Origin of the sequence: Vibrio sinaloensis DSM 21326 (assembly GCF_000189275.1) — a bacterium.
Classification (GTDB): domain Bacteria; phylum Pseudomonadota; class Gammaproteobacteria; order Enterobacterales; family Vibrionaceae; genus Vibrio; species Vibrio sinaloensis.
The window spans coordinates 1-22,192 of the sequence record NZ_AEVT01000090.1 but is presented as its reverse complement, the minus strand read 5'-3'; the positions used below and the strand labels follow the sequence as shown (position 1 = coordinate 22,192).

Genomic DNA, 22,192 nt, shown 5'->3' with positions numbered 1-22,192 from the left:
GCTTTTCTCCTTGTGCTTAATTCCTTTGAATTGAGCATGTGTCCGTTTAAAACAACTAACGTTGTACAAATTCCCTATGGCTATAACTTTCAATCACAGGCCGAGATTCGACAATTAGACTTTAGGATGAGAGAGGGGCTTGTGCTTAAAAATGAAGGAATTAAAACGCAAATTGAGAGCTTGGTCGTAACTTGATCTAGCGAAGATAGGGCAGATTTAAGCTGGGCAGATCACCTTTTGTAAGTCGCACGAACACCAAAGCGGCAGAAATGGCATCCTGCAGGGCATCGTGTTTATTTTGCATCGGTAGATCAAGATGCTTGCAGATCGCCTCTAGGCTGAGGTCAAAGTAGGCATTGGGCAGGTGGCGCTCCAGTTTATCATGATAGATTTGACTGACTTCGATTAAGGGATTTGGCAAAGGAAAACCAAGATGGCGGCGACAGGCTAGATCGAGAATTTTTTTGTCGTAACGAATGTGATAGCCGACTAAAGGTCGGTTACCAATAAATTCCAACAACTGAATCAATGCCTGTTTTTCATCTATCCCATCGACCAAATCTTTATGACGAATTTGATGGATTTTGACTGAATTTGAGTCAAGAGATTGTGGCGCACGTAATCGAACTTCAAATGGGCGACTGGTGATGATGCGGTTATCGATGATTTTGGCCGCCGCAATAGTGACCAACTCTGCTCGGTTAGGATCTAAGCTGGTGGTTTCACAGTCGAGCGAAACGTATTCGCCCTTTTGTAACCCAGTAAATAGTGGGCGGTAGGGCGAACCTTTCAGTTTGATGTACCAATATCGACGCTGAAGCCAATTCATACTGCTGCCTTAGTCCCTTATCTGATAATGATAGCCAAGAAACTGCTTAAATTTTTTCACTACGTGGAGACTGTGACGGAGTAGGTCTCGCTCGGTACGTTCTAACTGTTTCAAATCAATACGATTACTACTGTGCTGGTTAGCTAGCTGCTGGGCTAAGCGCAGTTTAAAGAACAACTTTAACGCTTCACTGAGGTTATCGGCGGTATCTGGCTCTAGTATTCGCTTACTGCGTAGTGCCTCTATACGATCAAAGGTATTGCTCTCCTCGATACCATATTCGAGAGCGAGTGTCCGGATGCCATGCACAATCGGGAAAATCCCGCCACTTTTCAGATCGACGCCTTGTTTGTCTTGCTTGACGTTGCCAAACAGGGTCAGTGGCAGAGAAAATTGCAGTGCAGGACGACAGAAATCTTGCAGCGCGAGCATGTTGTTGAGCATGAGCTGGCGAAGGTGATGTCTGACTGGGGTAAGCAATTCTTTATTACCCGCTACGGCGTGGGCATCAGTAAAAATGGCCAGATCCATCACCTGTTCGGCTGAGGTTGGCTTAGACCACTTGGTGAGTGCTTTCTGCCAGTCTGCTTGGCTTTTGACCCATTTAGGGTTGTTGACCATCACGTTGCCAGGACAAAGAGGGTAGCCTAATTGCTGCAATGTGTGGGTCAATTGGTCCATCACCTTGCTGCATTGATGCCATTGCAAACCATCTTTCACGATCAAGGCATTATCTTGATCGGTTTTTAAGATCTGTTCCCCACGCCCTTCTGAGCCTAAAACGACCAAACAACAATGATCGTGAAGGGCTGGAGGAACAATCAGTTCAAACGCTTTTTCGATGATTTGCTCATTAACCGCAGAGATCAGCTCCATGATAAAACGAGTTCGTATGCCATTGCTAAGCAGGCTATCGACCAGTTGACGCTGGCGATTCGAGGCAAGGGCGAGCTCTTCGACACTGGTTGCTCGAGCAATACTTAAGGTCAACACGTGTGAATGAGTAGAGAAAGCGCTGAGTATCTGTGTCATATCCAGCATACCCACTGCGTCTTTTCCGTCAGCCACCATGACGCGCTTCATCCGGTTGCGCGTCATTTTAATCATGGCGTTGAATAGGAAGTCCCCATCATCGACGTGGATGACTGGGAAGGTTGCGATTTTCCCTACTGGCGTGTCAAGAGGGTGATCGTCGAGCATCACCGCATGCAGCATATTGGTTCGCGTGACGATAGCAAAGGGCAGGCTGTGAGAGTCATCCAGTAAGCGAATATCGTCTTCGTGCAGTTCAACCAGCGCAGAATCAATGCCATTTTCTTTTAGTATCCGGGTAACTTCATTGAGCGGTTGTTCCGGTTTTAACAGCATGGGGGGATGATAGATATCACTATCGACCTTAGTCAGAATAAATTCCGCCAAGTTTTGCTGCTGTTGAGCAGCTTCAATCAGCTCCTGACGTTTAGCGAGGTTACTATCAAAGTAAGCGGCGAACTGTCCGTTGGCATTGTACAGTTCTAAAAAGATGGCTTTGGGCAATAGATAGACTAGAGTGTCTTCAAGGGCGACGTAATGGTGGCGAGCTTGTCCTTCAAAGAGTGCGCGAACATCAAACAGGTCATCATTGGCATAGTGGGCAAATATCTCCTGACCATCGGCACTGCGCTCTTCGACGGCACCTTTGATTATAATATGCAGGTGTTGGCTTTGCGCATCAGTGGCGAGCAAAATTTCCTTTTCACGAAAGTACGCAACGTCTAAAGAGGTTCTCAGCTGAGTTTGCTGTTTATCATCCAGACGATCAAAGGGAGGGGTGTGCATATTAAATTTGTCAGGCATGAGCGACCTACAAGTGTGCAAGAGACCATAGCTTAAGTGTGCCCAATTGTGGCGAAACTGCCAGACGACTTTGGTCGAATCTAATACGAATCGGATAGATGAAACTGGGCGTAAATCAACAACTAGGAAAAGTCTTAATTTAGATTATTCCCTTTTTAAGTCTGTTTTGTGTGTGGATAATGACGCATCTAATTTTAGGCATTCAGAGGTGACAATGCTGACCCCATCTCCTTACGGCTGGATTTCCCAGTACTTTATTGGCTTTTTCTTTGCCTACGGCGTCTACCTGCCTTTCTGGGCGCTCTGGTTTGAAAACCAAGGGGTATCACCGACGGATATTGGCCTATTGGTCGGAATAGGTTTTGCTACCCGTTGTGTGGCGAACATGCTGCTCACGCCGCGCATTCATAAAGTTGAGCACTTGATGCCGGCGCTGCGCTGGTTAAGTTTCGCTTCGCTGCTGTTTATCGCGTTCCATTTCTTTACCGGTGGAAGCTTCTGGCTAATGGCGTTAGCCACCGTTCTGTACAACTTGTGTTGTGGACCAATTGTTCCCCTCTCTGATGCGATGGCGAACTATTATGCTCGCCTCAATAAGCTTGATTATGGCCGCACACGTTTGTGGGGATCGGTTGCCTTTATTGCGGGCTCCACTGTGGTCGGCTTCATGGTGTCGCAATACGGCAGCGACATGATTATCTACACTGCTTTGGTGGGGATCTTGATTTCTTGGCTGTTTGCGATGCGTCGCATTAATCCTATGCCAGTGACTCAAGCCGAAGAGCATACTGAGCGCCCTAAACTGATGGATTTGCTACGCGAAGGCCCGGTGGTTAAGTTCTTAATCCTAGTCGCATTGATTCAAGGTAGCCACGCGGCATATTACAGCTTCAGTTCCATTTACTGGAAAGAGGCCGGTTATTCCGAGGACATCATCGGCTACCTGTGGAGCTTAGGTGTGGTCTCTGAAGTGGCCATTTTTGCGCTGAGCAAGCGCCTGTTTTCTGGTTGGTCACTGAGAGCGATGTTCGTGGTGGCGGCACTGGGTTGTATCGCTCGTTGGGGGCTCACCGCTTCGACGACGATGATCGCAGCGTTGGTTCTCATTCAGTTACTGCATGGCGTAACATTTGCTATCGCCCACATTGCGGCGATTCAATACATTCAGGACTCTGAGCCGCGTAAGATGGTGGCGCTGCAGGCTTTATACAATGCAATTCCGCTGGGAGCATTCATTGCGTTAATGACCACGTTAAGCGGCTGGGGATACGAGCATTGGGGAGCAAATGTCTTCTGGGCAATGGCGGCAATGGGAGTATTGGCCCTGTTCATAAAAGTCGACGCCAACAAACAGTCAAACATCCATGTTATGGAGCCTGAAGCACAGAATTAAGCGTGACTGTTTGAGTTCAACTCACTTCCTTAGTTAAATGAAACCTCTCCAATATGGAGAGGTTTTTTATTGGATTTCAGCACATAGCAACATGATAAGGATATCGGATGCAGGGTTGGCTAGTGATCTTAGTATCGCTGATGTATCTCGGGCTGCTTTTTCTTATAGCCTGGTATGGGGACAAGCAAACAAAGTGGTTAGCAAAATGGCGACCATGGATATATAGCTTATCGATTGCCGTTTACTGTACCTCTTGGACCTTCTACGGGACCGTGGGTCAAGCGAGTAATAACCCCTGGTCTTTCCTGCCTATCTACCTTGCGCCCATCATCGTTTTCACTCTAGGCTGGCGGATACTCGCTCGCTTAATCATTACTGCCAAACGTGAGCATATCACCTCGATTGCTGACTTTATCGCTGCCCGATATGGTAAATCACAGGGGCTAGCTGTGGTGGTGACCCTTATCGCGGTGGCGGGCATATTGCCTTACATCGCATTGCAGCTGCGTGGCATCACTATGGGGTTGGAGATCATCGCCCCCGATCTGGCTGACAATGTTTCTGGACAGGGTTTTGACGTCTCGTGGTTCGTTGTTGCAGCGCTGGCGATATTTACTATGCTGTTTGGTACTCGCCATATCGATAACACCGAGCACCACCGCGGTATGATGATGGCGATTGCGTTCGAATCCTTGCTCAAGCTGGTCGCCTTCCTCGTGGTGGGTTGCTTCATTCTTTATTTAGCGCTTAATCGTAGCGACATCGCGTTACTGGATATTGCTGAGCAGACTTATCAATCTCCTAACATTCCTACGTTAGTGATACATACGCTATTGACCATGATGGCGATTGTCTGTTTACCACGCCAGTTTCACACCATGGTTGTCGAAAACGAACGAGCACAAGATTTACACACTGCGCGCTGGTTGTTCCCGATTTATTTGGTTTTGATGGGTATCTTTGTTTTACCGATCGCATGGGTCGGTCAAAGCCTGCTGACTGGAGTAAGCGCAGACACTTACGTGATCAGTTTGCCAATGGCGGTTGGCGCGCAAGATATTGCACTGCTTGCATTTTTGGGTGGCACATCAGCGGCAAGCGGCATGGTAATCGTCTCGACCATTGCTTTGGCGATCATGGTGTCTAATGACTTAGTGATGCCTTTATTGCTTCGCCGGATGCGATTGTCGCAACGCAGTCACCGCCACTTCTCGGGTTTGTTACTGATCATTCGTCGCGGGTTAATTTTATTGCTGCTGCTTGGTGCGTGGGGTTTCTATCAAGCTTTGGGCAACATCCACTCACTGTCCGCGATAGGTTTTCTCTCGTTTGCCGCTATTACCCAGTTTGCACCGGCAATTATTGGTGGAATGTACTGGCGACAAGGCAATCGCAAAGGGGCGTATGTTGGTTTGGCCATTGGCTTTACCATTTGGCTCATTACCTTGATGAGCCAAACCGACATGTTGGCGGGGGATGCAAACAGTAACTTGCTGCTTTGGTTGATAACGCCGCCGCAGCTGCTTGCCAGTGCAGGAATAGAAAGCTCTGACTGGGGCATAGTGTTGAGCGTGACGGCGAATGCGCTCTGTTATGTATTGGTATCATTAGTCACCCGCTCAAGCCTAAGTGAACGCTTACAATCAGCCTCTTTTGTGGGGACGCCTTTACCGGAAAGCGAGAACATGAGTCTCTATCAGAGTCGTGTTACGGTAGGCGAGTTAGAAATGCTGGCTTCACGCTTTGTTGGCCGACAGCGAGTGCGTAATGCCTTTAAACAGTATTGGGCGCAGCAGCATGAAACCATGCTACCCAACCAACAAGCCCCCTCTACCTTAATTCGTCACACTGAGCGAGTGTTGGCCGGGGTATTTGGTGCTTCTTCGGCTAAGTTAGTCCTGACTTCTGCTCTGCAGGGCCGCAATATGCAGTTGGAAGAGGTCGCAACGATTGTTGATGAAGCGTCTGAGCTTTATGACTTTAGCCGGGGATTATTGCAAGGGGCGATTGAGCATATTGGTCAAGGGATTGCGGTAGTCGATAAACAGTTAAGGCTGGTGGCATGGAATCAACGTTACTTAGAGTTGTTTACTTTTCCGGTCGGTCTCATTCAAGTCGGCAGACCGATAGCGGATGTGATTCGTCATAATGCGGAGCAAGGTTTGTGTGGCCCGGGTGATCCTGAAGAGCACGTTCGTCGCCGGGTTTATCACTTAGAGCAAGGGACTCGGCACACCTCTTCTCGTGTTCGCCCAGATGGCAGAGTGATCGAAGTACAAGGCAACCCTATGCCCGGTGGCGGCTTTGTGATGAGCTTTACAGACATCACCGTGTTCCGTGATGCCGAGCAGGCGCTAAAAGAGGCCAATGAATCGTTAGAAGAGCGCGTGCATAAACGGACTCAGGAGTTAGAGAATCTCAACAAGCAGCTCGTTGCCGCGACACAACGCTCTGAGCATGAATCACAATCGAAGTCGCGTTTTCTTGCTGCGGTCAGTCATGATTTAATGCAGCCTTTGAATGCCGCGCGTTTGTTTGCTTCCTCATTATCGGAAGTCGCTAAAGAAGAAGAGACTCAGAAGTTATCGCAACACATCGAAAGTGCATTAGGGGCCGCGGAAGATTTAATTGGCGACCTGCTGGATATCTCGCGGCTAGAGTCGGGCAAACTGGATGTGAATGTTCATGCCTTTGCGATTAACGATGTGTTGTCTAATCTCAACGCGGAGTTTAGTGCATTGGCGAAACAACAGGGTATTGATTTCGAGATGGTACCGAGCCAACTCATTGTTCAGTCTGACCCTAAGCTGTTGCGTCGGGTAGTGCAGAACTTTCTCACCAACGCTTTTCGCTACAACCCTAAAGGCAAAGTGGTGCTGGGTGTGCGACGCGTCAATGGTCAGGCTCGGATCGATGTATGGGATAACGGTACGGGTATCGATGAAGATAAACAGCAAGAGATTTTTGAAGAGTTTACGCGTGGCAGTCAGGTACGTTCTGACCAAGGTTTAGGTTTAGGGTTGGCGATATCGAAAGGCATCGCGCACGTTCTAGGTCATCAAATCTCGATGCGCTCTTGGCCCGGTCAAGGAAGCGTGTTTTCGATTACGCTCAAACGAGGTATAGAAGCACTTGTTCAACCTCAGGTAAACAGCGCACCTAACCTGTCTGATTTGAGCCACTTGAACGTATTGTGCGTCGACAATGAAACTGAAATCTTAGTCGGTATGGAGAACTTACTTGCTCGTTGGGGCTGCAATGTCCGTACGGCGACCGACATCGTCACGAGTTTGAAGTGTATTGAGGATGAGTGGCTACCTGATGTTATCTTGTCTGATTATCGTCTCGATGAGGGGCGAACGGGCTTGGAAGTGCTGCAGCAATGTCGCTTGCGTTTGGGAGACAGTTTTGAAGGTGTGATCATCAGTGCCGATCGCACCGCAGATATGATGGAGGGGATTAAATCTAATGGCTTTGGCTTTATCCCGAAACCGGTTAAACCGCTTAAACTGAGAGCAATATTGAATCGCGTTTAAGTTGCAAAGTCCTCTTGTCTCAACGCTGGCTAGGTACAATATGCCTTTCTACGTGCAAACAAAAAGGGTTGGCGTCACTGGCCAACCCTTAATAATTTCTGACTAATGGTTACTCAGTAAAAAGCGTTTCGTATTTTACGAAAGCCGTTTGAGTTTCACCGTAATACAAGGTGCCTTCTGCTTGGATTGCGACGCGCAACCAGCTCTCTGCTGATGCTGGTTTGGCCAAAGTGATATACCAATTCTGACCCGCTTTATCGGCGGCTTGCATGTCGATGGGTTGGCCAGCTTGATCTTGGCTATCAACGAGTGAGAGCTTAACCCCTTCGAGCGGGAAATCTGATGTCATTGATAATTGCAGTTCTGACGTGGTTAATTTCTCGGAGCGAAACTTGACCTTAAACTCACCATTTTCCATGCCACATAAGCCACTGGTATAGCGGCAGTTAGATTTAGCGATCAACTTGTAGCTTTGGCCTTCTTTGGCTGCATGCGGCTTTTCGCTTACCGCCATATCAGCGCCAAAATAGGCAATGATAGACAGAATAGGTGCGACTAATAGAGCGACTATAAAGTGCTTATTTTTGAACATCTTGGCTTCCTTGCTACAACAGACTTCGAATACGGTAACGTAAAACTTGGAATAAAAAAGCCCCAATAGGGGCTTTTGTGGTTTAGGTATTGTTATTAGTGGTCAACAGCGTCACCTGCCCCTGCTGGTACACGAACGTGCTCTACAAGGTCTTTCACTTCTTGAGGGGTTTCAGCCGTAACTTTCGATACACCGAACGCAACTAGGAAGTTAAATACCGCACCAATCGCACCAAATGCATTAGGTTCGATGCCTAGGAACCAGTTGCTGCCCCAGCTTTCTAGGTAAGTCCAGTCAGCAACGAATAGGATGCCTTTGTGCTGGAATACGTAAAATAGTGTGATACTGATACCTGCAATCATACCTGCAATTGCACCCTCTTTATTGATACCTTTGCTGAAGATACCCATCATCAACGCCGGGAAGATGGAGGAAGCAGCAAGACCGAAGGCTAACGCTACCGTACCGGCGGCAAAACCTGGCGGGTTGAGGCCGAGATAACCTGCTACCGCAATCGCAACTGCCATGGAAATCCGACTGGCGAGCAGCTCTTTCTTCTCCGATATATTTGGATTGATCACACCTTTAATTAAGTCATGGGATATTGCCGAAGATATTGCGAGCAATAGACCTGCTGCGGTTGAAAGTGCCGCAGCTAGACCACCGGCTGCCACGAGAGCGATTACCCAGTTTGGTAGCTTCGCAATCTCAGGGTTAGCCAGTACCATGATGTCACGGTCAACTTTCAGTTCATTGGTTGCTGGGTTTGACGTGTACTCAATCAGACCGTCGCCGTTCTTGTCATCAAAGCCAAGTAGACCTGTTTTCTCCCAGTTTTTGAACCAGTCAGGACGCTCATCATAGGCAAGGTGCTGACCTGGCGCTGGATTCACTGTATCCATTAGGTTTAGACGAGCCATTGCAGATACCGCTGGCGCAGTTGTGTATAGGATAGCGATAAATACTAGAGCCCAACCTGCTGATGTACGTGCGTCGCGTACCTTAGGTACCGTGAAGAAACGGATGATTACGTGTGGCAAGCCTGCAGTACCGATCATGAGTGACATGGTGTAAACGAACATGTTCAGCGTGTCGCCACGGACTTGTGTGGTGTATTCACTAAAGCCGAGTTCGGTCACCACTTGGTCGAGCCTATCGAGTAGATAGACATCGGTGCCTTGGATGGTACTCCCAAGACCGATTTGAGGTAGCGGGTTACCCGTTAGTTGCAGAGAGATAAAGATTGCTGGGATAGTGTAAGCTAAAATGAGTACGCAATATTGAGCAATCTGCGTGTAAGTGATGCCTTTCATGCCGCCCATTACTGCGTACATGAATACGATACACATACCGATCAATAGACCCGTTGAGTAATCCACTTCTAGGAAACGACCAAACGCAACACCAACGCCTTTCATTTGACCGATAACGTAAGTGACCGACGCAATGATTAGACACACAACTGCAACGATACGAGCTGCGTTAGAGTAGAAACGTTCACCTACGAACTCTGGTACAGTGAACTTGCCGAACTTACGTAGATAAGGAGCAAGTAGCAGTGCTAGAAGTACGTAACCGCCAGTCCAACCCATTAGGAATACGCTGCCACCGTAACCCATAAAGGCGATGAGACCAGCCATAGAGATAAATGATGCGGCTGACATCCAGTCTGCTGCGGTTGCCATGCCGTTTGCGATTGGGTTAACCCCACCACCTGCAACATAGAACTCTTTAGTTGATCCAGCACGGGCCCAAATCGCAATACCAATGTAAAGGATAAAGGTCGCACCAACAACGAGGTAAGTGATTGTTTTCAAATCCATCTGAGTTACTCCTTACTCATCTACGCCGAATTCTCGGTCAATTTGGCGCATCTTCCACGCGTAGTAGAAAATAATACCTAGGAAGGTATAGATAGAGCCTTGCTGAGCGAACCAGAAGCCTAGCTTGTAACCACCTAGTTGAAATTGATTAAGTACGTCGACAAATAAGATGCCGCAGCCGAAAGAAACGACAAACCATACGATCATCAAGTTGATCATCAGTTTTACGTTCTTGTCCCAATAGGCTTTGGCTTTATCCTGACTTTCAAACGCCATTGCCGCCTCCTTACGATTGGTTTGTTGTTAAGAAAATGTTTCAATATCTACCCTAGCAAGGTGTTGGCAAGAACTCTTTTCAACTTTAGTCGTGGCATAAAAAACAAAAAGCGCCCATAAATAAGGCGCTTATATAAAATCGATAGAAATCTGTGATGTTAATGTTGTGTTAAATTAGCCAAAAGTCTAATGCTGAATGGCCAATTTGGTGCAAATAAATTAACCAAGATAAAAATCTTTGATCCCCATCAGCAGGTTGTTGACCGCGACCGCCGCCAGAATTAAGCCCATCACGCGACTAATAATGGCAGCGCCGACATTGCCTATCCATCGTTGAATATGGGTAGCACCAAGTAGTAAGAGCAAGGTGATGAGCAACACCACGACCATCACACCGGCAGTGATGCTTTGATCTATCAGTGCATAGCGATGATTGTCGGTCAGCATGACAATCGCCATCATCGCACCAGGAGAGGCGATAGAAGGAATCGCCAATGGATAAACGGCGAGATCCGCGAGCTCTGAGTGGCTTACGTCTTGTGATAGCTTGGTTTCTTGTTCAGGTTTAGACTCACCAAAAATCATGGTGAGTGCGAACAACAGCAGTACCAGACCTCCTGCGGCCTGAAAAGCAGGCAGTGGGATTTGCATCGCTTCGAGTAGTAATTGACCTGCAATGAGGAAAAACAGGAGTACTCCTGTCGCTATTGCCACGGCTTTTAGGGCGACCAAACGGCGCTGCTTGGCGGTTAAATGTGAGGTTTGAGACAAGTAAACAGGCACGCTACCGATAGGATCGATCACCGCCCAAAGAACAACAAATTGAGTGATTAGAATGCTTAGCACTTTGCTTTCTCCCAGAGTAAGTCAACAGAGGGATAGAGGAACCAGTAGAGACCAGTTCTCTTGATATTAGCAAAGAAATTACACTTTAAGGTTAAATCTGAGTGAATTAAGCTTCAGATTCTAGCTGTTGGAGTAAAATTACGGCTTGAGTTCTATTTTTTACACCTAACTTGCGAAAGATGGCTGTCATATGGGCTTTGATTGTTGCTTCTGAAACATTTAACTCGTATGCGATTTGTTTATTGAGTAAACCATCAGATAACATTCCAAGAACTTTATATTGCTGTGGCGTTAGGGTCGCTATTTTTTCAGCTAAATCATTGCACGCCGCGTTATTGGTAATCGAGCCTTCAGGGAAGAAGGGTTCGCCATTCAGCACTTGATTCAGTGCACTGACCAATTCGCGCATGTCACTCGACTTAGGGATAAAGCCAAACGCACCATGGCTTTTGACTTGAGTAACGACCGAAGACTCTTCACTGGCTGACACGACAACAATCGGAAGGTCCGGATACTCTGCTCGTAAGTGGATTAAACCAGACATGCCGTTTGCACCGGGCATTTTGAGATCAAGTAGCAACAAATCAGGCTCTTCTTCGCGCGCGAGAACCGCCAACAGAGCATCAAGTGAATCGGCTTCCAAGAGGTTAGCCCCACTCACCGCCATATGCACAGATTGAAAAAGCGCATTGCGAAAAAGTGGATGATCGTCGGCAATAATGATGTTGTAGGTCGAGTCCATGACGTTAAGCACTTATAGCAAAATAGTTAATAGAATTATTGTCACCTTTGTAAGTGTGGACAATCTTTATGCACTAAAAGTCTGAACTGTATCGGGTTTTATTAGAAAAATTGCATATAAATGAGAAAAGGCAAATAAAAACGCCGACCTAGAGGTCGGCGTTTTAAACACAGTTTAGCTAAAGCTTGTGGTTACTCAGGTGCTCTAGGAAAGGCTGCGCCTGCATAAAGCCAGTAATACGGGCATTGTTTACGTGTACGCCGTTTGCATCCCAAAATTCTATGGTTGGTAAACCCAACACTTGCATTTGTTTCAGCAGGGCGATGTCTTGCGGGGTATTCTTAGTGACATCGGCTTGCAGTAGAACGAAGTTTTGCAGCTTTTGTTCGACGTCAGGCTGGTGGAAGGTGTACTTTTCAAACTCTTTACAAGCCACGCACCAATCGGCATAGAAGTCGAGCATGACAGGTTTACCTGCTTGTTTGGCCAGCCCCAGTTGCTGCTCTAGCTCTGCGACATTGGCAATGCGGGTAAAGCTAATGGTTGCTTGTTCTGTTTGCGTGTTGTGGTGATTACCAAACCAGTAATTTAATGCCGGCTGGGCAGAGGCAAAAAGGCCAAGCACCGCAATGATTCCCACCGTGCTTTGTTTCCAACCGCCGAACTCTAGCGTGTTCTTAATATGGTATAACCAACCAAACGCGACGATGCCAAGTGCTGACCATAAGGCTGTGGCCCACATCTCTGGCAAGATACGTTCTAATAGGAAGATAGGCGCAGCAAGAAGAATAAAGCCGAACAGCGTTTTCACTCGATCCATCCAGTTACCTGCTTTTGGTAGCAGTTTATTACCAAATACCGCCACTAACATTAAAGGGATACCCATGCCGATCGCTAATGCATACAGTGCAATGCCGCCGGTGAGTAGGTCGCCACTTTGAGCCACATAAAGCAGTGCCCCTGAAAGTGGCGCTGTCGTGCAAGGAGAACAAACGAGCCCTGAAATAGCGCCCATTGCAAATACGCCAGCGCTGCTACCACTTTGCTGTTTGTTGCTTAAGTTATTGAGCCAAGTTTGGACGCCGCTCGGCAATTGCAGGGTGTAAACACCAAACATAGACAGAGCCAGTGTGACAAACAAAATGCTTAGGCCAATTAAGACATAGGGGTGTTGCATCGCGGCTTGAAACTGCATTCCTGCCGAAGCCACCACCAAACCCAGTAAGGTGTAGGTAAGCGCCATACCTTGGACATAGATAAACGCCAAACCCAGCGCGCGGCGCTGACTCAATTTTCCGCTACCCAGTACGATACTGGTCAGAATCGGGTACATAGGAAGAACACATGGTGTAAATGCTAGCCCAACACCGAGGGCGAGGAAAAGTAGTGGTGTCCACCAGCTATCACTCAATTTAGAAGCAAGGGTGGATTCTTGAGAGCGCGGAGCATCAACCGGATTGGATTTGACCACATCGCTGGTGGGTTGAGGCTGAGGTTGCGTCGAGCCCGAGGCTGGAGTCTGCACCTGACTAGCGGTAAAGGGTTGAATGTCGATCACTCGTGTTTCAGGCGGGTAGCAAAAGCCGGCTTTCGCACAGCCTTGGTATTGAACGATCAGGCGCGCTTTGGTTTGGTAATCGGCCATAGAGACATCAACAAACAGCGGCGTTGTGTAAATGCTTACGTCACCAAAGAATTCATCTTTGTACGGCTCACCGTCCCGCATCTCTATATTCGCAACCGTGACGTTTTCACCGCTAACAGAAATACGGTGTTGATACAGGTAGTAATCAGGCTTGACCTGCCAATCGATGAATACGCGATTGTCCTGCTGATAAGCATTAAATGGAAACGCTTCGTCAACTGGAACAAAAGTGTTGCTGTTGTTGGCAAAGCTTGGTGTGGAGTTGGAGTTACCAAACAGAGCCATTGCCGGTGCAGAAACAACGGAAATACAGAGAATTAACAGTGATAAGGCGAAGCGCATAAATCGGTCACTTGAGTAAATTTGGGTTCATTTTAACTCAATATGACAGGGAAGAGCGGGATTAAGTTTCATCACATATGAAATTACTGCAGATTGGTAAAAAATTGGGTCAGTTGCCTGACCCAATTTGATTAAGCGACCCCTAAACGTGCCCGAACTACGCGTTCGCAGGCGTCAATGTTGTCAGTATCTTTGGGAATAACCAGCACCGTATCGTTACCGCCAACTGTGCCAAGGATCTCGGTGTGCGGGTCAATATCGACTAAACGGGCAACGAGTTGAGCGCTGCCAGGGTGCGTTTTTACCACCACCATCGCCTGATTATGGGTAATAAATTCTATTTGTGAGGAGATTGAAGACTCGACACGTACCGGCGCGGTTTCGACGGTAATACAGTACACCTTTTTACCGCAGGCATTTTGGACTTTAACCACTCCCAACTGGGACAATAATCTCGATACCGTAGACTGACTGATGCCTTCAAAACCAATATTGATCAGCGCTTCACGCAGTTCATTTTGAGTGGCAAAACTCTGTTGTTGTAACAGACGTTTACAAGCAGCAGTAAGCGTTTTATCTTCGGTATAATCGGTGTTCATAGGGTTTAGAGTTTCACTCATGGGAACTCCTTAAACGTGACGTACGGACAAATCATCCATGTAAACTTAGGCACTCCATTCTCCCTTCGTGCCCAACACTTGAGCGATCACTCTGTGGTGATTTAATTGAATATGCTGCTAGTTTACCACCAAAGATAGTGTGGCTTTGTGAATGGGATCGCCAAATAATAAACTAAGTAAAATCTTGATATCTGGTGATTTATTCTGTTGAGGTTGGATATTTATCCGTGAGTTCGAATAAATATCCAGTAAATCAAAGGGCTAAAACCGTTAGCCCTTAAGGGGTGCGTTTAGCGTGCTTCGGTCATGATCTCGCGTGAGAATACTTTTTCACAGTAGTGGCATTTAAGGTGCACATTGTCCATTTTTTGCTGCACTTTAAATCGGCTCTCAACAGGCTCGCCATGTGAAATACAGTTGCTGTTTGGGCATTCAAAGACGCTTTCGATGCTCTCTGGCAAGGTGAGGTTAAGTTTGCTAACAACCTTGTATTCTTCGATCTGGTTAACCGTTGCTTTTGGGGCGTAAAGCGCAAGTTGACTGGCTTGCTCTTTGGTTAAGTACGTGTTCTCGATTTTTATTAGATCTTTCGCGCCAAGAGCTGAAGACGGCAGGTTTAGACCCATAGTGATGCGCTGATTAGCTTTGTGCATCTTGAACAGTTTCAGTACTTTAATGCCGATGTGCGCAGGGATGTGGTCGATAACAGAGCCATTGCGAATCGCTTCTACTTGAAGTTGAGTTTGTTTCACCATGATATCTCTCCTGCAGATTAAATGTTTTCGTTAAGAACTAGAGCCAGTAAGGCTTCACGAGCATAAACGCCATTCTCAGCTTGCTCGAAGTAGTAGGCGTGCTTTGTCTTGTCGACATCTGTCGTGATTTCATCGACACGAGGTAGCGGGTGCAGTACTTTGAGATTGTCACGAGCACCTTCAAGGGTAGCTGCGGTAAGGATGAATGCCGATTTCATATGCGCATATTCTGATTCATCAAAACGCTCTTTTTGTACACGAGTCATGTATAGAACATCCAGTTCAGGTACCACTTCTTCAATATTGTTGTGCATGCTGAATTTGATGCCCGCTTCTTCGAGTTCCTCACAGATGTAATCAGGCATAGCAAGCGCGTCTGGTGCGATAAAGAAGAAACGAACGTTATCGAATTTCGCCAATGCTTGCGTTAGCGAGTGCACCGTTCGTCCATACTTTAAGTCGCCTACAAACGCGACGTTGAGGTTGTCTAATGTGCCTTGCGTTTCGTGAATCGAAAACAGGTCGAGCAGAGTCTGGGTTGGGTGCTGGTTCGCACCGTCGCCACCGTTGACAATGGGTACGCCGTTAGAAAACTCTGAGGCTAAACGAGCTGCGCCTTCTTGTGGGTGGCGCATGACGAAGGCATCAACGTAAGAAGAAATAACCTGGACTGAATCTGCCAATGTTTCGCCTTTTTTCGCCAGTGATGTATTACCACCGTTATCAAAGCCAATCACGCTGCCGCCTAAACGCTCGACGGCTGTTTCAAACGAAAGGCGAGTACGAGTTGATGGTTCAAAGAAGCAGCTTGCGACTACTTTGTTCTTCAGCAACTCAGGGTTTGGCTCTGCCTTTAATCTTGCTGCGGTATCGACGATAAGCTCCAGCTCTTTACGGCTGAGCTCAGGGATGGAGATAATGTGCTTTTTATACAATGAATGCGCCATAACGGTGTTTCCTCGTCTCGAATCAAACGTAAATTACAGACAAAAAAAAGCCCCCTAAATAGGAGGCTTTAAAATAGAATCAATGGAGAAAATGAAACAGATAACGATCCCGATTTCGGGCGCGTTTGGTAACAACAAGATGTTGTGAATAGCTGCTGCATTTCTGTTCTCCTGACAAATTGCGGAGGATTATACGCACAAAAAAACGCCTTGCAAGCGTTTGCGAAAACTATCCATAAATTGGATTTTTATGCGAATTTCGCATGTTTTCGCTCTATTTTCTCAGCCATTGTGAGAGTTTACTTGAAGGCGTATTGGTCGCTATTTTGTTTCAACTTATGTGAAAAAAAATGCGGACTTTATTCATGGGGTGAGGCCTCAATCCTGCCGTCCGCATTTCCCTGCAGATTAGTCGCCTAGAGTAGCAACCATTACAGCTTTGATGGTGTGCATGCGGTTTTCTGCTTCGTCGAACACGATAGAGTGCTTAGACTCAACCACTTCGTCTGTTACTTCCACGCCATCTTTAAGTTGTGGGTATTCTGCTGCTAGCTGCTTACCTACGGTAGTATCTTCACCGTGGAACGCTGGTAGACAGTGCATGAATTTCACATGTGGGTTGCCTGTCGCTTTTAGCATTTCCATGTTTACTTGGTAAGGCATCATTAGGTTGATACGCTCAGCCCAAGCTTCTTTTGCTTCACCCATAGATACCCAAACGTCAGTGTATAGGTAATCACAACCTTGAACGCCTTCTTGCACGTCTTCAGTTAGTGTGATTTTTGCACCTGTCTCTTCAGCGATTTCACGACAGGTTGCCACTAGCTCTTCTTCTGGCCAGAACGCTTTTGGTGCCACTAGACGGATGTCCATGCCCATTTTCGCTGCACCAACCATTAGTGAGTTACCCATGTTGTTGCGAGCGTCACCTAGGTAAGCGAACTTCATTTCATGGAGCTGTTTACCGCGGCCGTGTTCCATCATAGTTAGGAAGTCAGCTAGGATTTGAGTTGGGTGGAATTCGTCTGTTAGACCGTTCCATACTGGTACACCAGCGTATGCGCCTAGCTCTTCAACGATTTCTTGACCAAAACCACGGTACTCGATGCCGTCGTACATGCGACCAAGAACGCGTGCTGTATCTTTCATTGACTCTTTGTGACCGATTTGAGAACCCGATGGGCCTAAGTAAGAAACTTGAGCGCCTTGGTCAAATGCTGCAACTTCAAATGCACAACGTGTACGAGTAGACGTTTTCTCGAAGATTAGGGCAATGTTCTTGCCTTTTAGACGAGGTTGCTCATAGCCGTTGTATTTCGCTTTTTTCAATTCCGCAGAGAGATCCAAGAAGTGCTGAATTTCACGTGGAGTAAAGTCTAGTAGTTTTAGGAAGTTACGGTTGCGTAGGTTGAAAGCCATGATGTTTTCCTTCTTAGGGTTTAGCGCTTTCTTATTGCAGGGAAAGAGGTAAGAAAACGCAGAAATTATTAATGTTGTTTCTAAATCGTTTATGTCCACAGTGGGGAGCGAGGCACCAAGGTCGCTAATTCAACGAGGGTCCGACTTATCGATGTCTCGCTCGGCTGTGGAGTATTCAATCCGTTAGCCTTTAGTGATATTGGTTCCCGCAGTGCCTTGTAGGATGCGTAAGCCATCTTCTAGAGAGCCAATACCGACGACTTTGCCGCCTTGTTTGATGAACTCACACGATGCTTCAATTTTTGGCCCCATGGAGCCTGCATCGAATTCGTATTTAGCAAGCTCTGTCGGGTTAGTACTGCGCAGTGCGTGCTGAGTTGGTTTGCCCCAATCAAGGTAAACCGCGTCCGCATCAGTCAAGATAAGCAGAGCATCTGCCTCTAGCTGTTTTGCTAGGAAGGCGGCAGACATGTCTTTATCGATGACAGCTTCGACACCAACCAGTTTGCCGTTTTCACGTTTAACTGGAATGCCGCCGCCACCCGTACAGATCACCAAGTGACCTTGCTCGATTAGCGCGGTGATTGCTTCATGCTCAATGATGCCAGTTGGTTGTGGGCTAGGGACCACACGGCGGAAATGTTGGCCATCTGGTTTGATAGTCCAGCGGTATTTCTCTGCTAACTCACGAGCTTCTGTCTCTTCATAGATCGGACCAATCGGCTTAGTCGGATCGGCAAAAGCAGGATCGTTAGGGTCAACCGTCATTTGCGTCAGCATGCAAGTTGCGTTGACGTTAGGCATTTGGTTTTTGAACTCTTGCATCAGCATGTAGCCGATCATGCCTTGAGTCTCACTACCTAGGACGTCGAGTGGGTAAGGCGCGACCTTTTTGTATTCCAAACCTTGCAATGCCAGCAAGCCAACTTGTGGGCCGTTGCCGTGAACAAGGACGACGTTGTACTCTTGAGCAATTTGAGAAATCGTTTTAACTGCGACCTCAATATTTTTGCGTTGCACTTCCGCCTCTAATGGCTCACCGCGACGAAGAAGTGCGTTACCGCCAAGTGCTACAACAACTGTTTGCTTTGTCATGTTGAAATTCTCTCTGCAGGGGGCGAGAGCATTAGCCCTCGCCTTTAAACACTTACTTAGATGCCATCACGTTCGATTGGGCAGCTCATACAGCGAGCGCCACCACGGCCACGGCCTAGTTCATCACCTGGGATAGGTAGAACGGTGATGCCTGCTTTGTCGTATTTCTCATTGGTGTAAGTGTTGCCTTCGTAGCCAACAACCACGCCTGGTTTCACCGTCAGTACGTTGTTTGCGTCGTTCCATTGCTCACGTTCTGCATGGAAGTTGTCACCGCCAGTAGTGATTAGGTTGAGTTTGTCTACGCCAAGTGCTTTTTCGATAGCAGTCACGAAGTAACCTTCTTCTTTCACATTTACGGCACCGGATTCATCACCTGTTAGGCTCCAGCATTTCACGTCTTTACGAACCACTTCTGGGTAAACAGAGAAGGTATCTTCGTTCATATGTGTCATGACGGTGTCTAAGTGCATGCAAGAGCGGTGTTTAGGTAGCTCCATTGCAATGATTTGCTTCGCTTGACCGTGTTTGAATAGGCCTGATGCTAAGTGCTCAACACCTTGCGCAGTTGTACGCTCTGACATACCGATAAGCACAGTGCCACGACCAAGAACCAGTACGTCACCGCCTTCAATGGTTGAGTTGTCGTAGTTGATGGTCTCTTCGTCGCCGAAGTACTTGATGAAGTCTTGGCCAGCGAAAGTTGGGTGCCAGCGGTAGATAGCGCGAACGTGGTTAGTTTCACGTTGACGAGCTGGTTTAGCCATTGGGTTGATAGATACCCCACCGTATACCCAGCAAGAAGTATCACGGGTGAATAGGTGATTCGGTAGTGGTTCAATGATGAAATCTGTTGGAGCGTGTAGACCTTGCATCATTGAAGATGACTTCATTGGCATCTCTGCGTAAGACAAGCCACCCGTTAGAATTTTAGCAAGCTCTAGGTTTGGAAGGTCACCTAGGTAGCAACGGACGTCGTTAGCGAATGTTTTGCCTAAGCGGTAATCAGAAACCTGACGAGAAAGAAGCCATTCTTTTGCTTCTGGAACCGCAAGTGTGTCAGCTAGAAGATCAGTAAGCAGTAGAACTTCAACACCTTGGTCACGCAAAGTTTGCGTGAAAACATCATGTTCTTTACCAGCACGCTCAACAGCAAGTACATCATCAAATAGCAAATCGTGGCAGTTTGATGGTGTTAGGTGAGTCAGAGCTCGTCTTGGACGGTGAACAAGTACGCGACGTAATTGACCGATTTCAGAACCTACGTATAACTTACTCATGATCGTATCTCTCTTATATTTCTAATTAGCTTTATATTTAAAAACTAATAATTAATTTTGTAGGGAAGAGGTGTGAATTAATTTATTCACTTATTTGTTCTGGAATTAATATTACGCCTATATGGGAAGTAATCTTAGAGGTCGCTCACACTTCATTTTTTATGCATAAAGCCCCTGTTTTCAATGGTTTTAACAATATCTATGCAGTTGTTACTTGCTTGTGAATGCCCTAAAAAGCCATTGGTTTAGGAAGTTTATGCACAAAATTATCGATCAATTTGAAAAAATAGTCATCGAGGGGAAAAATATGCAAGATGATTTGTTTGATAGATAAGTGAATAGATTGGAAATATGCACTATAACTTTCTAGATAAGTGTTTTTAAAGGTGTAATTAATCGGTTGGTAACAAAACTTTTGAACATAAATTTAATCTCGATCACAAATTACAAATAGTAAAATTAAGGTAATTAATTTCGTTGAAATAAATTTAATTCATTCATGGGTATAGATTTTCTAATTGATAGGTAAAAGGCGCCAATGGCTATAGCTTTACTTGTCTCTAAAATATACCTACAGGAGGTTTGAAGCAGTAATGAGGCACAAGGTCAAAAGGATTAAGCGCTCGTTAGGTAATCATGTGTCGCCTGTGAAAGGGAGGAAAGGAGCCGTAGAGCCTATATAAGCGAGACAAAAAAAGCCGCACAAGGCGGCTTTGAGGACCGGCTCACAACCCTGTGAGCCTGGGATAAGGAAATGGCACTAGATCAATGCAGCAGCACTTAGACACACAATGCAGAATAGCGTGAGGATAGCCAGTAGAGGCGCAACCCATTTCACCCAGCGTACGTATGGCACGCGAGCAATGGCAAGGCCACCCATTACTACCGCTGACGTTGGTGTCACTAAGTTAACCAAGCCAGATGCTGATTGGTAAGCGGTGATCACTAGGTCTCGACCAACGCCAGCAAAGTCAGCTAATGGTGCCATGATTGGCATAGTCAGTACTGCCAAGCCAGAAGTCGATGGGACTAAGAAAGACAGTAGCATTTCGAGGAAGAACATAACGTTGATGAACACGACTGAGGACAGGCCTGTCACCATTTGTTCTGCAGAGAACAAGATGGTGTCGGTGATCATACCGCGGTCCATGACAACGACGATACCACGTGCAATACCAATGATTAGGGCAACACCTAGTAGGTCGCGTGCACCGTCAATAAAGCTGTTGGTGAATTCTTCTTCACTCATTCGTGCCACTAGACCAACAATGATGGTTGCTGCTAGGAACATGGCTGAGATTTCTGCCATCCACCAACCGGCAACAGATACACCGTAAATCATGACCGCAAATGAACCACCAAAGATAGTCAGAATAATTTTACGTGTAGTCGTAAAATCAAGCGCTTCACCGTCTTGGTTGCCAAGGAAGTGCTTTTTATTCTCTTCGTATTTGTCGTAAACGATTGATTTACTTTGATCTTCGCGCACCATTCGTGCATAGCGCATCACGTAAGCAACACAGATGCCGTAGCCAAGTACCAGCATAATCGCGCGTAGCATGATGCCGTCAGTAAATGGGATACCCGAAGCGTTCGCTGCGATTACTGTCGCAAATGGGTTGATTGTCGAACCGAGTACACCAATACCTGCACCAAGAAGTACAGTTGCAGCAGCAACAAGAGGGTCAAAGCGGGCTGCCATCATAACTGGAACAAGTAGGGTGTAGAAAGGCAATGACTCTTCAGCCATACCATAGACAGTACCACCAGCTGCGAACAACGCCATCAAGATAGGTATCATCAGCTCTTCTCGACCATGAAGTCTGGCGGTGACGCGTTCAATACCAGCGTCAATCGCACCTGTTTTGGTCACTAGACCTAGGAAGCCACCGATAATTAGGATGAACAGGGAAACGTCGATTGCCGCAGCTTCATAGCTGTTGTGGTCGTAGAAGCCATCAATAGGTGCAAGGAGAACATCGATCACGCCTTGAGGATTGCCCTCAACAGCTTGATAAGTGCCTGTTACAGGGACTTCTCGTCCTAGATCTTCGTTCATTGCTCGGTCATATTGGCCTGCTGGCACTATCCATGTCAGCAATGCAACCAGTGCAATCAATACAAAAAGAATCGTATAGGCAGAAGGGAATTTAAAGTTGGCGAGGAAGCCGCCTTTTTTTCTTCAGTAGGTACAGTTTGGGTTGTCATGGTGATCT

16 protein-coding genes and 1 pseudogene are annotated in these 22,192 nt (G+C 46.9%); 2 read left to right on the top strand and 15 right to left on the bottom strand.

Features of this window, described 5'->3' with window-relative positions:
• Positions 1 to 196: 196 nt before the first annotated feature.
• Together RH45_RS15900 and RH45_RS15895 are read right to left on the bottom strand one after the other, a co-directional pair.
• Positions 197 to 829 (bottom strand): 3'-5' exonuclease, encoded by a 633-nt coding sequence (locus RH45_RS15900; protein WP_008078897.1) that lies wholly within the window; start codon positions 827 to 829, stop codon positions 197 to 199.
• A 9-nt stretch (positions 830 to 838) separates the two neighbouring features.
• Positions 839 to 2,665 carry a DUF294 nucleotidyltransferase-like domain-containing protein gene (locus RH45_RS15895; protein ID WP_008078895.1) on the bottom strand — a complete coding sequence of 609 codons (1,827 nt, stop codon included), beginning with the start codon at positions 2,663 to 2,665 and terminating at the stop codon, positions 839 to 841.
• Positions 2,666 to 2,879: 214 nt separating this feature from the next.
• On the opposite strand from RH45_RS15895, the gene RH45_RS15890 reads away from it, so the two are divergent.
• Together RH45_RS15890 and RH45_RS15885 are read left to right on the top strand one after the other, a co-directional pair.
• Positions 2,880 to 4,058 (top strand): 3-phenylpropionate MFS transporter, encoded by a 1,179-nt coding sequence (locus RH45_RS15890; protein WP_008078893.1) that lies wholly within the window; start codon positions 2,880 to 2,882, stop codon positions 4,056 to 4,058.
• Between the two features lie 107 nt (positions 4,059 to 4,165).
• Positions 4,166 to 7,594 carry a PAS domain-containing hybrid sensor histidine kinase/response regulator gene (locus RH45_RS15885; protein WP_008078891.1) on the top strand — a complete coding sequence of 1,143 codons (3,429 nt, stop codon included), beginning with the start codon at positions 4,166 to 4,168 and terminating at the stop codon, positions 7,592 to 7,594.
• 109 nt (positions 7,595 to 7,703) lie between these two features.
• On the opposite strand, the gene RH45_RS15880 is transcribed toward RH45_RS15885, so the two are convergent.
• The 13 genes and pseudogenes from RH45_RS15880 to RH45_RS15820 all read right to left on the bottom strand — a co-directional run bounded on the left by RH45_RS15880 (position 7,704) and on the right by RH45_RS15820 (position 22,184).
• Positions 7,704 to 8,186 carry a hypothetical protein gene (locus RH45_RS15880; RefSeq protein ID WP_008078889.1) on the bottom strand — a complete coding sequence of 161 codons (483 nt, stop codon included), beginning with the start codon at positions 8,184 to 8,186 and terminating at the stop codon, positions 7,704 to 7,706.
• Positions 8,187 to 8,281: 95 nt separating this feature from the next.
• Positions 8,282 to 10,009, bottom strand: a complete 1,728-nt coding sequence (locus RH45_RS15875) for a sodium:solute symporter family protein (protein ID WP_008078888.1) — start codon at positions 10,007 to 10,009, stop codon at positions 8,282 to 8,284.
• Positions 10,010 to 10,021: 12 nt separating this feature from the next.
• Positions 10,022 to 10,285: a DUF4212 domain-containing protein gene (locus tag RH45_RS15870; RefSeq protein ID WP_008078886.1), complete on the bottom strand. Its 264-nt coding sequence runs from the start codon at positions 10,283 to 10,285 to the stop codon at positions 10,022 to 10,024.
• A 219-nt stretch (positions 10,286 to 10,504) separates the two neighbouring features.
• Complete coding sequence (locus RH45_RS15865; RefSeq protein WP_008078884.1) at positions 10,505 to 11,131, bottom strand: MarC family protein; 627 nt, start codon at positions 11,129 to 11,131, stop codon at positions 10,505 to 10,507.
• 106 nt (positions 11,132 to 11,237) lie between these two features.
• Positions 11,238 to 11,873 (bottom strand): response regulator, encoded by a 636-nt coding sequence (locus RH45_RS15860; RefSeq protein ID WP_008078882.1) that lies wholly within the window; start codon positions 11,871 to 11,873, stop codon positions 11,238 to 11,240.
• A 178-nt stretch (positions 11,874 to 12,051) separates the two neighbouring features.
• Positions 12,052 to 13,860, bottom strand: a complete 1,809-nt coding sequence (locus tag RH45_RS15855) for a protein-disulfide reductase DsbD (RefSeq protein WP_008078880.1) — start codon at positions 13,858 to 13,860, stop codon at positions 12,052 to 12,054.
• 131 nt (positions 13,861 to 13,991) lie between these two features.
• Positions 13,992 to 14,480, bottom strand: coding sequence for an arginine repressor (locus RH45_RS15850; RefSeq protein ID WP_008078871.1), 489 nt, complete (start codon positions 14,478 to 14,480; stop codon positions 13,992 to 13,994).
• A gap of 290 nt (positions 14,481 to 14,770) precedes the next feature.
• Positions 14,771 to 15,235 carry an aspartate carbamoyltransferase regulatory subunit gene (gene pyrI / locus RH45_RS15845; RefSeq protein ID WP_008078869.1) on the bottom strand — a complete coding sequence of 155 codons (465 nt, stop codon included), beginning with the start codon at positions 15,233 to 15,235 and terminating at the stop codon, positions 14,771 to 14,773.
• A 17-nt stretch (positions 15,236 to 15,252) separates the two neighbouring features.
• Positions 15,253 to 16,182 (bottom strand): aspartate carbamoyltransferase, encoded by a 930-nt coding sequence (pyrB, locus tag RH45_RS15840; protein ID WP_008078867.1) that lies wholly within the window; start codon positions 16,180 to 16,182, stop codon positions 15,253 to 15,255.
• Positions 16,183 to 16,590: 408 nt separating this feature from the next.
• The gene (locus RH45_RS15835) at positions 16,591 to 17,601 is read right to left on the bottom strand and encodes an ornithine carbamoyltransferase (protein ID WP_008078865.1); all 1,011 of its coding nucleotides are present in this window, start codon (positions 17,599 to 17,601) and stop codon (positions 16,591 to 16,593) included.
• 183 nt (positions 17,602 to 17,784) lie between these two features.
• Positions 17,785 to 18,696: a carbamate kinase gene (gene arcC, locus RH45_RS15830; RefSeq protein WP_008078863.1), complete on the bottom strand. Its 912-nt coding sequence runs from the start codon at positions 18,694 to 18,696 to the stop codon at positions 17,785 to 17,787.
• Positions 18,697 to 18,752: 56 nt separating this feature from the next.
• Positions 18,753 to 19,976 (bottom strand): arginine deiminase, encoded by a 1,224-nt coding sequence (gene arcA, locus RH45_RS15825; protein WP_008078862.1) that lies wholly within the window; start codon positions 19,974 to 19,976, stop codon positions 18,753 to 18,755.
• 760 nt (positions 19,977 to 20,736) lie between these two features.
• Positions 20,737 to 22,184 (bottom strand): annotated as a pseudogene (locus RH45_RS15820) (YfcC family protein).
• Between the last annotated feature and the right edge of the window lie 8 nt (positions 22,185 to 22,192).